The organism is Rhizobium sp. BK289 (assembly GCF_014193575.1).
In the GTDB taxonomy this organism is placed as follows: Bacteria; Pseudomonadota; Alphaproteobacteria; order Rhizobiales; family Rhizobiaceae; genus Rhizobium; species Rhizobium tropici_C.
Genome location: NZ_JACHZO010000005.1, coordinates 93,321 through 106,171, shown reverse-complemented (window position 1 = coordinate 106,171; position 12,851 = coordinate 93,321). Strand labels below are relative to the sequence as shown.

The following is a 12,851-nucleotide window of genomic DNA, read 5'->3' as shown; positions in this document are numbered from 1 at the left end:
TCGGTGGCTGAACTGCCCTAAGCGAGCTCGCCGGCCTCGATGAAGCGCCGCAACGCCGTCGCTGCATTGAGCATGGGCGCTCGCATGCGCCTGACGTCATATCCTCCTCCTTTCGCGATGGCCTGCATGATGGCCGTTTCATGCTGCGCATACGGCGGGCAGCAACTCGCGATCCCCAGCCGCGTCACGCAGCCCATCCACCACTCCGAGTTTCCCAAGATCGACCTGCGCCGTATGCAAAAGCATCCGCCTTCACCGCTTACGCATACAAATAACCAATCACGCAACAGTTACGCATCCAATAATTGACTAACGACGCTATTTGGAATACAAAACGATCAACAGCCTCGCTTTTGCGTACACAAGGAAAGCTCGACGCTGAACCGGAATACAGGATGGGGCAAATTCGACCCACGCGTTCGGTCATATGCCGCTCCGAGACATACAAGATTTCAGAAGCTTCACCGTTCCGACATTCGGCGCGGACGGCTTTCTGGTGCCCATTTATCTCAACACCATAAGGATCACGATCATGATGATGACCAGACGGAATTTCTCGACCGCCATTGTTGCCGGCGCCGCCGCCTCCCTCATTTCCACGCACGGCATGGCCGCCAGCAATCCGGCTGCGGCCTCCGGCGCGGCTAAGTCCGTGCCATTGAAGGCTCGCAACGTCGTGCTGGCGCATGGGCTTTTCGCGGACGGCTCCTGCTGGACCGAGGTCATTGCCCGGCTGCAGGCCAAGGGGCTGAACTGCACAGCAGTGCAGAACCCGTTGACGACGCTTCCCGAAGCGGTCGCATCGGTGCAGCGCGTGCTCGATCGCCAGGACGGTCCGACCGTTCTCGTCGGCCATTCCTTCTCCGGCATGCTCGTCACCGAAGCCGGCGTTCATCCGAAGGTTTCGGCGCTCGTCTATGTCGCAGCCCGCGCACCGGATGCCGGTGAAGATTATACGGCGCTCGCCAAGACATATCCGACACCACCGGCATCAGCCGGCATCGTCTTCGATGGCGATGAAGGACGGCTGACCGAGGAAGCTTTCCTGCGCGACTTCGCCGGCGACCTGCCCAAGGCCAAGGCAGAGGTGCTTTACGCCGTGCAAGAGCCTTTCCATAAGGCTTTGCTGACGGGCAAGACCACCCAGGCCGCCTGGCGCAGCAAGCCAAGCTGGTATGCCGTTTCCACCGAAGACAGGACGATCAATCCGGATCTGGAACGCTTCATGGCCAAGCGCATGGGCGCCAAGACCATCGAAGTGAAGGCCAGCCATCTCTCGCTGATCTCGCATCCCGATACGATCGCCCATCTGATTGTGGAAGCCGCCGGGCATTGATCGATCTTTTTACCGGCCTAGCCCTTCCTGGCAAATTCGGCTTGTTCCGCACCGACCGCGACGGTGGCCGCCTTGGCCGCCGCACGCAACCAATCCGAACCACGCGCATCGAGATCAGCCAGAACGCCCGGGATGAGCGACGCATCATTGGCATGGCAGTTGGCGATCTCGAAGCCCATGAGATCCAGCATCTCGGGCGACAGCAGCACCTGCGCGTCGCCTTCGACTTCGATCTTGCGGCTGTTGGGCGACAGGCGGCGCACCAGCAGGGTTCCGGCGACCTGATAACGCGGATCAGGCGAACGCGCCCGGCCGCCGGCGATGATCCCGGTGCGGATATTCCTATCCGATGCATCGTGCTTCAACGACCAGCCGGATTGCAGCAGTGCCTTGACCTCGCGCAATACCGGCCCGCCGCGCCATTCGACATAGGCGACGAAACGCGGACGGCCCAGGCTGCCGGTGCCGGCCAGACGCGGCTTCGGTTCGAATGCCGTCACCGGATCCGGCAATGCCTCGTGCAGTGCCTTGAGATAGCGCTCCGCCACGGGATCCGTCGCTGGCGGCAGATTGCGATATTTTTCCCAGAAAGCCTTGCGCTCGGCATTCGGCAGCAGCACGGCATTGCGCAGCCATTTGTAATCGCGCTCGAGAACGACGGGAGACGGTTGCCGCAAGCCGCGGCGATAGCCCGCCAGTATGCTGTCGGCAACGACGCGCGGCGTCGGGCCGTCTTCGCCGCGCGCCAGGATGGCACTCGTCGCGAGGCGCACGAGGTCCAGCGCAAAGGGCATGACAGCAGCCTCGTCGAAATCATTGGCGCCCCAGACGAGCCTTCCCTCATCATCGCGCCAGGTGCCGAAATTTTCGAGATGCGTGTCGCCGATCGCCAATAGCTGCGGGGCATTCCTGAGGTCGGGGCAAATGTCGAGGATGGTCTCCGCCCAGCGCCAATAGGTTCCGCGCAGGAAAGAGAAGCTGTCGGCCTTCATCAGCTTATGCTTCTTCGCCAGCCCCGCTTCCACCAGATCGGCGCCGAGCTGCGCCCGCATCCAGGTTTCATAAGCCGCTACCGATTGCAGGATCGTCGTCATCTTCGCCCTCGCCGTCAGCATCCCAGTTCCGGATAGCATGGCGATCCGATCGTGGAAATTCGATGTCGGCACGGCAGGCCGGGACGCCTCCGCTTTTCCACCGGATAACCCTTGTCCAAACGGCCTCTCCGTGCCAATTTCGCACCCGCGAAAGGGGACGGCATGACACGGCCAGACGACACGGGGACCAGCGGCGATTTTCGAACGCGCATCCGAACGAGCTTCGAACGGCAGGCGGCGATGGCGACGATCGGCGCGGAGTTGACGCGCGTGGAGCATGGCACGGTGGAAATCGAGCTGCCGTTCGATATGAAGCTGACGCAACAGCACGGCATACTGCACGCCGGCATCATCGCCGCCGCGCTGGATTCGGCCTGCGGCTTTGCCGCCTACAGCGTCATCGACCCCTCGGCATCGATCCTGACGATCGAATTCAAGGTCAACCTGATGTCGCCCGGGCGCGGCGAGCGCTTCCTGTTTCGCGGCGATGTCACCAAGCCCGGCACGACGATCATCGTCGCCGACGGGCGCGGCTATGCCATCGGTGATGGGCCGGCCAAGCTGATTGCCTCGATGACGGGAACGATGATGGTCATCCGGGGCAGAGAGGGAATTAGCGGATGAAATTCGAATTGAAGCGGGTATCGGGCAAATCGATCCTGTTCGTCATGGCGGCCGAGGCTGAATACGGGCCCTTCCTGCGCTCGCGCATCGATCCGCTGATGACGGGCGTCGGCCCGGTCGAGGCTGCGATCGCGCTCACCCGCGCCTTTGCGCAGCTCGAGGCGCAGGGTGACCTGCCCGATCTCGTGGTGTCGCTCGGTTCGGCGGGCTCCGCCAAGTTGGAGCAGACGGAGGTCTACCAGATCACCTCGGTTTCCTATCGCGACATGGATGCCTCGCCGCTCGGCTTCGAAAAAGGCCGCACGCCTTTCCTCGATCTGCCAGCGACGATCGAGCTGCCCTTGCGCATCCCGACCATTGCCGAGGGCAGCCTTTCGACAGGTGCCAATATTGTCTCGGGCTCGGAAGCTTATGAACGCATCGGCACCGATATGGTCGACATGGAAACCTTCGCAGTACTGCGCGCCTGCCAGACCTATGATCTGCCGCTGATCGGCCTGCGGGGCATTTCCGACGGCAAGGTCGATCTGCAGCACATTTCCGACTGGACGGAATATCTGCATGTGATCGACCGCAAACTATCCTACGCCGTCGATGGGCTGTTTACGGCGCTGGAAGACGGCGTATTCTGGTTCTAAAGGCCGGAAACGACGAGAATTAAGGACAATCGGGACAATAAAATCGCCGCTCGCGTGATTTGCCCGATTGCCAGGGAAAGCGCTTTTCATTAAAGGCTCGCCATGACCCAGACAGCACATCCAGACACCGTTCTCATCGTCGATTTTGGCAGCCAGGTGACGCAGCTCATCGCACGGCGTGTGCGCGAAGCGGGCGTCTACTGCGAAATCGTTCCCTTCCAATCCGCCGAAGCCGGCTTCAAGCGGCTGCAGCCGAAAGCCGTAATTCTGTCAGGCAGCCCGGCCTCGACCGTGGACGAAGGCTCGCCGCGGGCGCCGCAGATCATCTTCGACAGCGGCATTCCGGTCTTCGGCATCTGCTACGGCCAGCAGACCATGTGCATGCAGCTCGGCGGCAAGGTCGAGAGCGGCCACCATCGCGAATTCGGCCGCGCCTTCCTCGAAGTCGACAAGGATTGCGCCCTCTTCGAAGGGCTGTGGTCGAACGGTTCGCGCCATCAGGTATGGATGAGCCACGGCGACCGTGTCACCGCGCTGCCGGAAGGCTTCGAAGTGGTCGCGACGTCCTCGAACGCGCCTTATGCCTTCATCGCCGACGAGAAGCGCAAATATTACGGCGTGCAGTTCCATCCGGAAGTCGTGCATACGCCCGATGGCGCCAAGCTGATCGGCAACTTCATCCATAACATTGCCGGCATCAAGGGCGACTGGTCGATGTCGGCCTATCGCGCCAAGGCGGTGCAGGCGATCCGCGATCAGGTCGGCGACAAGCGCGTCATCTGCGCGCTTTCCGGCGGCGTCGATTCCTCCGTTGCCGCGCTACTGATCCACGAGGCCGTTGGCGACCAGCTGACCTGCATCCTCGTCGACCACGGCCTGATGCGCAAGGACGAGGCGGCAAACGTCGTCGCCATGTTCCGCGAGCACTACAATCTGCATCTGATCCATGTCGATGCCTCCGACCGCTTCATCGGCGAGCTCGAAGGCGTTTCCGACCCCGAGACCAAGCGCAAGATCATCGGCCGGCTCTTCATCGAAACCTTCGAGGATGAAGCCAAGAAGCTCGGCGGCGCCGATTTCCTCGGCCAGGGCACGCTCTATCCCGATGTCATCGAGAGCGTTTCCTTCACCGGCGGCCCCTCGGTCACCATCAAGTCGCACCACAATGTGGGCGGCCTGCCGGAGCGCATGAAGATGCAGCTCGTCGAACCGCTGCGCGAACTGTTCAAGGACGAAGTACGCGTGCTCGGCAAGGAGCTCGGCCTGCCGGACAGCTTCATCGGCCGTCATCCCTTCCCCGGCCCGGGCCTCGCCATCCGCTGCCCAGGCGGCATCACCCGCGAGAAGCTGGAAATCCTGCGCGAAGCCGATGCCATCTATCTCGACGAGATCCGCAAGGCCGGCCTCTACGACGCCATCTGGCAGGCCTTCGCCGTGCTGCTGCCGGTCCAGACCGTCGGCGTCATGGGCGACGGCCGCACCTACGAATTCGTCTGCGCGCTGCGCGCCGTCACCTCGGTCGACGGCATGACCGCGGATTTCTATCACTACGACATGGAATTCCTCGGCCGCGCCGCGACCCGCATCATCAACGAAGTCCGCGGCATCAACCGCGTGGTCTACGACGTCACATCGAAGCCGCCCGGCACGATCGAGTGGGAATGACGGGGGATGGGGCTTGGCGCTCTCGTGCGGCGAACGTCTTGGGCGAGACGCCGACAAATCGGGTGAAGGCGGTGCTAAAGGCGCTTGGTGACAGGAAGCCTATGGCGAGCCCGATCTCCCCAATAGTTTTGTCACCGCGACGCAACGCATCCTTCGCAACGGCCATGCGCCAGTGCTGAAGATAGCCGATCGGCGCCATGCCGACGACGCTGCGGAACCGGCTGGAAAGGCTGGATCGGGAAACGCCGCAGAGCCGCGCCAAGTCTGCCAGCGTCCAGTCTTTCGCGGCGTCTTCGTGTAGTGCCGTCAGCGCCCGGGCTATCACGGGATCGTTCAATCCGGCGAGCAAGCCCCTGTGCTCCCGGGTTGCGTCAGGGACGGCGCCACGAAGAATCTCGACAAATGTCAATTCCATCAAACGCGTAATGACGAAGTCGCTACCGGCTCTCGGTTGCGATGACTCCGACAGGTTCAAACTCAGCAAACTGCGAACACGCCAAGAGGAGACGTCATCACGCATGACATGGACAAAGGATGGCATTAGCCAGGTGAGGAGGCCCTCGTTCGCCGTGTCGAAGACAAACCGCCCGCCACGTAATACCACAGGCGCTTCCGAGCCTGCACCCATCCTCAGAAGCGTTTTACCTGTGGTTGCGACCATCGCCTCGCTGTCCTGAGCAACAGCTTGGACGTCCGAGGCAAGGACAAAGCTTTTGTCGGTTCTGATGAGGACGAAGTCGCCTTCCTGCAGCAGGAGCGGTTCCTTATCGGCTCGGATCAAATGGCAGGCGCCGCGCTCCAGCCAGCAGAACAACAGGTCGTCCCGTTTGCGGAACGACACGGCCCATCGGCCATAGCCCTCGATTCCGCCCCAGAGCGTGGCGCTTGGGCGAAGCAGGTGGATGAGGTCGAGAAACGGATCCAAATTTTTGGCCGATTGATAAATTAATATGGAAGATACATTATCGATCGAATGATTAGATCGAAGTAGTCTTTCCTTCAAGAGGCGGGCCGCATCTGGCGGGCAATCCATCCGCATCTGCGAAAGGAAAAGTCATGTTGCACAACAAGCGGGTCGCGATCCTTGGCGGATCGCGGGGGATCGGCTTTGCGGTCGCTCAAGGAGCCGTCCATGAAGGGGCTCATGTCATCATCGCCTCCAGCCAACAAGAGAATGTCGCGAGCGCCATCACGCGTTTACCGGAAGGGACCGCCACAGGTGCGGTCGTCGATGTGAGGTCGATGGAGTCCCTCTCGGCATTCTTCACGACACTCGGCGCGTTCGACCATCTGGTCTTCACCGCCGGCGAGCCTTTGCCGTTCGGCAAGCCCGTCGCCGAAATCGATCTGACAACTGCGCGCAGCTTTTTTGAATTGCGTTATTGGGGTGCGGTCGCTGCCGTGAAGGCGGCGCGGCCACACATGCGCGATGGCGGGTCCATCGTGTTGACGAGCGGAACCTCGGCCCGGCGGCCGCCGGCAGGTTTTGCCTTCGCGGCAAGCATTTGCGGCGCGATCGAATCATTGACCCGCGCGCTCGCCCTCGAGCTCGCGCCTCTGCGCGTCAACGTTGTGACGCCCGGGATGGTTGCCACCGATCTGTGGTCCGGTATTCCATCCGAGGCACGGGACCAGATCTTCCGCTCGGCAGCCGGGAAGCTGCCCGTGGGACGTATCGGCGAGCCTTCGGATATCGCTGAAGCGTACCTGTCGTTCATGCGCAATGCCTATGCCACCGGCCAATCCGTAGTCGTAGATGGCGGTGCTGTGCTTATCTAAAGCCCTCAGCGCAAACAGCAGCTGTTGAGTCGCGTACCGTGCCAAGGGTCGATTTTCGGCGTCGAAGGTAAGAAAAGCCAAACCAATTCAATGATCGACCTGGGTTTTGAACAATAGAGTGGGGTAGGGGTATTGGCGAACCGCACGCGGCGCGCTCGCTTGGTCAATGACCCCGGCACGTCGTCTTTGCCGGTATGCCCGCAAACCGGTCCTTCATCCAGCTCGATGCCTGATTGGCGGACGGCGCCGCGGCAATCACACCTGCGAGCTGCAGGTCAGGCGCGTACCGTCCGGCGACTTGCCCGGTAAGAAGGGCCGCGTGCGCCCCCTGTGACAAGCCCCATACGGCAAAGCGCGATCCGGCGCCGACGCGCGGCACGCCCTGCGCTGCGCGAACCGCATCCAGGACAGCATATCCAGCGGCATTGCCGACCAGATAAGCGTGAGGACCGGATGTCCCGAGGCCGGGATAGTCGGTGGCGACGACCACCCAGCCCTCGTGCAGCATCAGCGTAAGCCCGGGTATTGATGAAAAGGCATGCGGGCCGAGCGAGGGTGCACATTCTTCCGCGATACCGGTGGTCCCATGGGCCCAGGCAACGACTGGCCTGCACCGGGTGGTGCAGGGGTATTGGGGGCGATGAGAAGCGCGGTCGATTGCGTGGGGCGGCCATCCTTGTCGCTTGTCTCGTACAGGATGCGCCAGGCTATCGCGCCCGCAGGTGCGTCTGAAGCGGGTTTGGCTTCGACCAACCGTCCAGGGTCTGCTGCGGCTTGCGGCGATACAAACATAATGATGAGGCAGGCCAAGGCGATTGCGCGCATGAAAACTGACCACTCATTCGGCGAGAGCTGCATACTAACCGGCGGCGGATTTTTTATCCAGCCGGGTCATATAGTCGGGGTTGAAGGCACGACTGGTGGTCTTTTCCCGACCCGGATGTCTCGACCCTTCCTCGTGGAGACAGCAAGAACCGACCGATTGGCGGGGATAGTACCTGAAACTTGGCCGATTCTGAATCGACAAAATTCTGCTTGGAATTCAAGCGTGCGAATTCCTGACGGATCGCGGTGGTTTGAGCCGTCGCGCTCGGATCTGCCCGCATTGAAAATCGCAATTGCAGACTGATATTGTCCAATCCAGCCAACTTCCCTCGAATCGATTGTCACGCACATGCCATTCTATCGTGCCAAGGAAAACGACCTCGACTTTGCCGATGGTGTCGATTTCGCTCCCGATGATGTTCCCCGCGCGGTCGTCGCCCTCGGCGGCTACATGGTCACGAAGAGCATGGAGTTGGCCATGCACAAGCATCGGAAAGCCGAGCTTATTTTGACCTTGCGGGGCGTTGTCAGATGCGAAGCCGATCAGGGCGTCTGGATCGTGCCGCCGCGTTGTGCGGTGTGGATTCCCGACAACGTCTCACACAGCGTGATCATGGCCGGAAATGTCGAGGTCTACGTCCTTTATGTCGAAACGGGTGCGGTGCCGGCGCTGCCCCGGCATTGCTGCACGCTGTCGATCTCGCCATTGCTGGAGCGTTTGCTGCTGCATGTCACCGAGATGCCTGTGCTGTACGATATCGACGGTGCCGACGGCCGCATCGCCACCGTGCTTCTCGATCAATTGTCACTGGCGCCCGTCGAGAAGCTGAACTTCCCGATGCCCGCAGATGCGAAGCTGCGGAAGATTGCCGCCGCGATGATGACCGATCCCTCCGAGCGCGCGACGATCGAGGAGTGGGCTCAGCGCATGACCGTCGCCCCGCGGACCTTGACCCGTACCCTGAAACGCGAAACCGGCATGAGCTTCGGCCGTTGGCGCCAGCAGCTCCACATCCTTCTTGCCCTGCAATGGCTCGACCAGGGCGCGTCGGTCCAGACCGTGGCGCTTGATCTCGGCTACGAAGGCGCCAGCGCCTTCGTCACCATGTTCCGCAAGACCCTGGGCAAGCCGCCCGCGCGGTATCTGGCGGACCGCCGCATCGCCTCCTGATCGCTGTCTTCGTACCATCCCAGGGATTGACCAGAAATCGCAATATATTGTCCTGTTTGCGGAATGCGGTCAGGCGATGATTTCGTATGCTGGCTCCGAGACACAGCGCCGATGCCTCGGCTGCGCATTTCAAAGGAGCCCGAAACATGGATTCACTCAGCAACGGCCCGATCGCGGACGTTCTTCAACGTCTTCATCAGGAAGCGGACGCGGCGGATGCTCCGTTGATGCAGACCTTCGAGAGCAACGCCAGCACTGTCGAACAGGCGATGACCCAGGTTATCGAGGCGGAAACCAGGGATATGGCGGGGCTCTATCACGGTTACGCCGATAATTTCCTTAGCGTCTCCCCGGAGTTCGGGCACTTTCTCTATATGTCCGCACGAAGCTGCAAAGCGAAGCGCATCGTGGAATTCGGCTCCTCGATGGGAATTTCGGCCATCTATATGGCGGCAGCGCTGCATGATATGGGCGGCGGTGCCCTTATCGGCACCGAGCTCGAACCCAGCAAGGGCGAGCGGGCAAAGGCGAACCTCATGGCCGCGGGGCTGGCCGACCTGGTCGAGTTTCGGATCGGCGATGCGCGGGAAACCTTGAAGCCCAGCGTCGGCGGCGACATTGACATGGTACTGCTCGATGGCGCCTTCACCCTCTATCTTCCGATCTTGAAGCTGCTGGAGCCTCATCTGAAACCTGGCGCTATCATCATCGGCGAAAATGCGTTCGCGGAGGCGGGTGGCTACATCGACTATGTCCGCGATCCTCGGAACGGTTATCTCTCACTCTCGCTGTCGCTCGATCCGGGACGCGGTAATGAGCTCACTGTCAAGACGAAATGATCGGCGCAGACACCGACGCCGGAACTGCCGGCGTTACATCTGCGCTGATCAAAACCAAGGCATATCGAGCGCGAGGCAAGGTCGGTTGGATTTCGATGCGTTCTGAGGCCAAGAAACAATGGGACGGGAATAGAGCACGACCAGCGCTCCGCACGTAATTTTCCTGGACGTGCCGATCGCCAATTCAGCAAATCGGGCCCGTCCAGGGGAGTGGCGAGCTAAGTGGCCCTTACTTTACCCGGATGCTCATGCCGCTGATATCGGCGTTGACTTGCAGGCCGACCTGCCGGCCTGTCAGTTCGAGCTGGGCACCCTTATCATTGGTCATGACGATCATCTGGGCGCCCTTGCCGACGGCGCCGCCGCCGCCCGCTGCACCATAGACGCCGCTGACATCCTGGGCGCGGCGAATGTGGCGCACGGTACCGCTGAAATAGGTCTTGGAAGCACCAAAGGCGAGGCCGCCCGAGATGCCGCCGATCGAGATGGGATAGCGCCGGCCATGGAAGGTCAGCGTGCCCTCCCCTCCGGAACCACCGACGAAGAAAGCCGCCTTGTAGACGGCAAAACGGATCGTGCCGCTGTCGGCATGCGCAGCGCTGGCAAAGCCAATTCCCGCAGCGGCAATGGCGGCCACCGCGACTGAACGAAATCCGGACGAAATCTTCATAGTGAGATACTCCTCAAGAGCGCCGCTTAACCCAGCCGGCCGGGTACGACGTCAACGTCGCATCAAAGTTCAAGATAAACGATCTCGCACGACCTTTAGTTCCGAAGCAAGGCAATAACAAAGCGTTAGAACCTATCCAAATAGCCGGAAGGAAAGGTGAGGGATGGCGCTACCTTCCATCCAGGAAGACCACGGATATTGCATGACGTCTTCCTTTCTCGATGCCGCACAACCTAAGGTTTTCGGCGCTTGATGTGGTCAACGAAGGCTCGCAGTTTCGGCATCATTTGATGGCGGCTGGGATAGTACAGAAACATGCCCGGCACCGTGGGTGCGAATGGCTCCAGAACACGCACGAGCTTGCCTGCTTTGACCAGGCTCGCCGCGATCGGCTCGGGCACTTGCGCGAGCCCCATATCTTCCGCTGCCGCACCAAGAATGGTGGGAAAATCGTGGGCGATCAGCGGACCGGAGACGATCGCTTCGATCGACTTGTTGTTGTCGACAAAGGACCAGGGCGCGATCGACGCGTTTGAGCGGCGCATGCGCAGACAGGCATGCTGACGCAGATCGTCGATACGCTCCGGCCTTCCCTGCCGGCGCAGATATTCGGGGCTGCCGACGACCACGAAGGGGAAAGGCGGCGTCAGCCGAACCGCAACCATATCCGCGGCGATGAACTGGCCGAACCGGATGCCCGCATCGAACCCTTCGGCGGCGATATCGACAAGGTCCGCGCTGGCGGCGATCTCCACCTCGATCTCGGGGTAGACTTGGCAAAAGGATGCGATCAGCGGCTCCAGCAGGATCGGCACCACCGCCTGCGGCACCGTGAGGCGCAACAGTCCGGCGGGTCGCTGTCCAAGGTCGCGCGCGCCATGGCTGGCGGCAATGAGCTCCTCGAAAGCCGGCTTTGCGCGGGCGTGAAATCGCTCGCCGGCCTCGCTTAGGCTGACACTGCGCGTCGTGCGGATGAAAAGTGCCGCGCCGATGCGCGCCTCGAGCGCCCGCACCGCCTGGCTGATCGCCGATGGGGTTACCCCGAGCGCTACGGCTGCTTTGCGAAAACTGCGGTGCTGGGCGACACTCAGGAAGGCCTCGACGCCATCGAGGGCTCCCTGTCTGACTGTGAAGTTCTGCTTCATAACTCGTCGACATTATCGAGAATAGTCGCTCGTGAAAAGCGGACTTATGTTTGCGTTATGTTCAGGACGTCGCCGAAACGAGACCGTGAAAGCGATCTGTAGCCGCTTCCTGACTCACTCTCACAGGAGCTGCTTCCATGACCCATCCAACCGCTGACCTGGCACAGGCCGTCTCGCCGGCAACCACAGGGGTAATGATCATCCTTACCGTGAAGGCGGGCGTCACACGCGAACAAGTCATGAGCGTCATGCCGGCTGAAATCCGGCAGACGGTCCTGCTCTATCTCAGCGGGAAGATTCGTGAATGGTATTCGCGGGGCGACGGACGTGGAGCCATCTTCCTGCTGAATTCCAGGGACGTCGCCGAGGCGCAGGCAATCATGGAGGACCTGCCCTTAGCCAGGCAAAATCTCATGGATCACGAATACATCGCAATCGGCCCGCTTTTGCCGCTGCGCCTGCTCATGGCCAATCCCTGAGCACCCGCAGATGTCGAAACATGTCCGCAAACATAAAGGAATCCCAGCATGCCACCGGACTTCAATCTTCCATTCGTTCTCAGCGTTGCCGGCGCCTTCCTGACGAGTTCGGTTGTGGCTTACGTCTATGTCTGGCCTGCGATACGTGCAGTGCCGCGCTATGAGGCGTTGAGACTTCTCGCGGCTTTCCATGCGTTCAGGTTCCTGGGGATGAACTTTCTGGTATCCGGAATCGTATCTTCGGAGTTGAGTTCAGATTTCGCCTATCAGGTCGGATGGGGTGATTTCATCGCAGCCGTTCTCGCGCTTGTTTCAATGGCCGCACTTTCCTGGCGGTGGCCGATCGCTATTCCTATTGTCTGGATATTCAATGTCTGGGGAACCATGGATCTTCTGAACGCCTACTACATGGGCATAACGAGGGTCGGAAATCCCGGCCTCTTTGGCGCCGGCATTTATATACCCGCGCTTTTCGTGCCATTGCTGCTTGTCAACCATGGTCTCGCCTTCACAATTCTATGGCGGAAGAGAGCATTGGAACGAGCGGCATGATTTCGTGTATGAGTAAAAATAACCGACGCAAGGT

The 12,851-nt window shown here is 60.9% G+C and carries 14 protein-coding genes and 1 pseudogene; 9 read left to right on the top strand and 6 right to left on the bottom strand.

The features are described from left to right. Positions 1 to 17: 17 nt before the first annotated feature. A pseudogene (locus FHT84_RS31430) lies at positions 18 to 146 on the bottom strand (GntR family transcriptional regulator); the annotation flags it as partial. Positions 147 to 532: 386 nt separating this feature from the next. Between FHT84_RS31430 and FHT84_RS11310 the strand changes: the two are divergent. Further along, the gene (locus tag FHT84_RS11310; RefSeq protein ID WP_112343574.1) at positions 533 to 1,336 is read left to right on the top strand and encodes an alpha/beta hydrolase; all 804 of its coding nucleotides are present in this window, start codon (positions 533 to 535) and stop codon (positions 1,334 to 1,336) included. A 17-nt stretch (positions 1,337 to 1,353) separates the two neighbouring features. Here FHT84_RS11310 and FHT84_RS11305 read toward each other — a convergent pair whose 3' ends face one another. Continuing rightward, positions 1,354 to 2,430 (bottom strand): DUF2252 family protein, encoded by a 1,077-nt coding sequence (locus FHT84_RS11305; protein ID WP_112343833.1) that lies wholly within the window; start codon positions 2,428 to 2,430, stop codon positions 1,354 to 1,356. 162 nt (positions 2,431 to 2,592) lie between these two features. Here FHT84_RS11305 and FHT84_RS11300 point away from each other — a divergent pair, with 162 nt between their 5' ends. The 3 genes from FHT84_RS11300 (at position 2,593) to guaA (ending at position 5,357) form a co-directional block, all read left to right on the top strand. Then, on the top strand, positions 2,593 to 3,054 hold the full coding sequence (locus FHT84_RS11300; RefSeq protein WP_112343573.1) for a PaaI family thioesterase: 462 nt from the start codon (positions 2,593 to 2,595) through the stop codon (positions 3,052 to 3,054). Then, entirely contained in the window at positions 3,051 to 3,692 is a 642-nt protein-coding gene (locus FHT84_RS11295; protein ID WP_183762316.1) for a 5'-methylthioadenosine/S-adenosylhomocysteine nucleosidase, read from the top strand. Before FHT84_RS11300 ends, FHT84_RS11295 begins: the two co-directional genes overlap by 4 nt. Positions 3,693 to 3,794: 102 nt before the next feature. After that, positions 3,795 to 5,357, top strand: coding sequence for a glutamine-hydrolyzing GMP synthase (gene guaA / locus FHT84_RS11290; protein WP_069611063.1), 1,563 nt, complete (start codon positions 3,795 to 3,797; stop codon positions 5,355 to 5,357). Here the strand turns inward: guaA and FHT84_RS11285 are convergent. After that, positions 5,320 to 6,390 (bottom strand): AraC family transcriptional regulator, encoded by a 1,071-nt coding sequence (locus FHT84_RS11285; protein WP_246698526.1) that lies wholly within the window; start codon positions 6,388 to 6,390, stop codon positions 5,320 to 5,322. The two genes, guaA and FHT84_RS11285, sit on opposite strands and share 38 nt — an antisense overlap. Before the next feature lie 23 nt (positions 6,391 to 6,413). Between FHT84_RS11285 and FHT84_RS11280 the strand changes: the two genes are divergently transcribed. Continuing rightward, positions 6,414 to 7,136: an SDR family oxidoreductase gene (locus tag FHT84_RS11280; RefSeq protein WP_169644168.1), complete on the top strand. Its 723-nt coding sequence runs from the start codon at positions 6,414 to 6,416 to the stop codon at positions 7,134 to 7,136. Between the two features lie 163 nt (positions 7,137 to 7,299). On the opposite strand, the gene FHT84_RS11275 is transcribed toward FHT84_RS11280, so the two are convergent. Beyond that, the gene (locus tag FHT84_RS11275) at positions 7,300 to 7,644 is read right to left on the bottom strand and encodes a lipase family protein (RefSeq protein ID WP_183762313.1); all 345 of its coding nucleotides are present in this window, start codon (positions 7,642 to 7,644) and stop codon (positions 7,300 to 7,302) included. Positions 7,645 to 8,310: 666 nt separating this feature from the next. Between FHT84_RS11275 and FHT84_RS11270 the strand changes: the two genes are divergently transcribed. Together FHT84_RS11270 and FHT84_RS11265 are read left to right on the top strand one after the other, a co-directional pair. Continuing rightward, the gene (locus FHT84_RS11270) at positions 8,311 to 9,132 is read left to right on the top strand and encodes a helix-turn-helix transcriptional regulator (RefSeq protein ID WP_183762310.1); all 822 of its coding nucleotides are present in this window, start codon (positions 8,311 to 8,313) and stop codon (positions 9,130 to 9,132) included. 146 nt (positions 9,133 to 9,278) lie between these two features. Beyond that, on the top strand, positions 9,279 to 9,971 hold the full coding sequence (locus FHT84_RS11265; protein ID WP_183762307.1) for a class I SAM-dependent methyltransferase: 693 nt from the start codon (positions 9,279 to 9,281) through the stop codon (positions 9,969 to 9,971). 229 nt (positions 9,972 to 10,200) lie between these two features. Here the strand turns inward: FHT84_RS11265 and FHT84_RS11260 are convergent, their stop codons facing one another. Together FHT84_RS11260 and FHT84_RS11255 are read right to left on the bottom strand one after the other, a co-directional pair. Continuing rightward, positions 10,201 to 10,641: a hypothetical protein gene (locus tag FHT84_RS11260; protein ID WP_112343568.1), complete on the bottom strand. Its 441-nt coding sequence runs from the start codon at positions 10,639 to 10,641 to the stop codon at positions 10,201 to 10,203. A gap of 233 nt (positions 10,642 to 10,874) precedes the next feature. Then, the gene (locus FHT84_RS11255) at positions 10,875 to 11,786 is read right to left on the bottom strand and encodes a LysR family transcriptional regulator (protein ID WP_183762304.1); all 912 of its coding nucleotides are present in this window, start codon (positions 11,784 to 11,786) and stop codon (positions 10,875 to 10,877) included. A 137-nt stretch (positions 11,787 to 11,923) separates the two neighbouring features. Between FHT84_RS11255 and FHT84_RS11250 the strand changes: the two genes are divergently transcribed. Continuing rightward, positions 11,924 to 12,265: a hypothetical protein gene (locus FHT84_RS11250; RefSeq protein ID WP_183762301.1), complete on the top strand. Its 342-nt coding sequence runs from the start codon at positions 11,924 to 11,926 to the stop codon at positions 12,263 to 12,265. 48 nt (positions 12,266 to 12,313) lie between these two features. Further along, positions 12,314 to 12,817, top strand: coding sequence for a hypothetical protein (locus FHT84_RS11245; protein WP_183762298.1), 504 nt, complete (start codon positions 12,314 to 12,316; stop codon positions 12,815 to 12,817). Positions 12,818 to 12,851 lie beyond the last annotated feature (34 nt).

Excerpts from the sequence above, each read along its gene's own strand:
- FHT84_RS11310 (WP_112343574.1), top strand. The coding sequence starts at position 533 with ATGATGATGACCAGACGGAATTTCTCGACCGCCATTGTTGCCGGCGCC.
- FHT84_RS11305 (WP_112343833.1), bottom strand. The coding sequence starts at position 2,430 with ATGACGACGATCCTGCAATCGGTAGCGGCTTATGAAACCTGGATGCGG.
- FHT84_RS11300 (WP_112343573.1), top strand. The coding sequence starts at position 2,593 with ATGACACGGCCAGACGACACGGGGACCAGCGGCGATTTTCGAACGCGC.
- FHT84_RS11295 (WP_183762316.1), top strand. The coding sequence starts at position 3,051 with ATGAAATTCGAATTGAAGCGGGTATCGGGCAAATCGATCCTGTTCGTC.
- guaA (WP_069611063.1), top strand. The coding sequence starts at position 3,795 with ATGACCCAGACAGCACATCCAGACACCGTTCTCATCGTCGATTTTGGC.
- FHT84_RS11285 (WP_246698526.1), bottom strand. The coding sequence starts at position 6,390 with ATGGATTGCCCGCCAGATGCGGCCCGCCTCTTGAAGGAAAGACTACTT.
- FHT84_RS11280 (WP_169644168.1), top strand. The coding sequence starts at position 6,414 with ATGTTGCACAACAAGCGGGTCGCGATCCTTGGCGGATCGCGGGGGATC.
- FHT84_RS11275 (WP_183762313.1), bottom strand. The coding sequence starts at position 7,644 with ATGCTGCACGAGGGCTGGGTGGTCGTCGCCACCGACTATCCCGGCCTC.
- FHT84_RS11270 (WP_183762310.1), top strand. The coding sequence starts at position 8,311 with ATGCCATTCTATCGTGCCAAGGAAAACGACCTCGACTTTGCCGATGGT.
- FHT84_RS11265 (WP_183762307.1), top strand. The coding sequence starts at position 9,279 with ATGGATTCACTCAGCAACGGCCCGATCGCGGACGTTCTTCAACGTCTT.
- FHT84_RS11260 (WP_112343568.1), bottom strand. The coding sequence starts at position 10,641 with ATGAAGATTTCGTCCGGATTTCGTTCAGTCGCGGTGGCCGCCATTGCC.
- FHT84_RS11255 (WP_183762304.1), bottom strand. The coding sequence starts at position 11,786 with ATGAAGCAGAACTTCACAGTCAGACAGGGAGCCCTCGATGGCGTCGAG.
- FHT84_RS11250 (WP_183762301.1), top strand. The coding sequence starts at position 11,924 with ATGACCCATCCAACCGCTGACCTGGCACAGGCCGTCTCGCCGGCAACC.
- FHT84_RS11245 (WP_183762298.1), top strand. The coding sequence starts at position 12,314 with ATGCCACCGGACTTCAATCTTCCATTCGTTCTCAGCGTTGCCGGCGCC.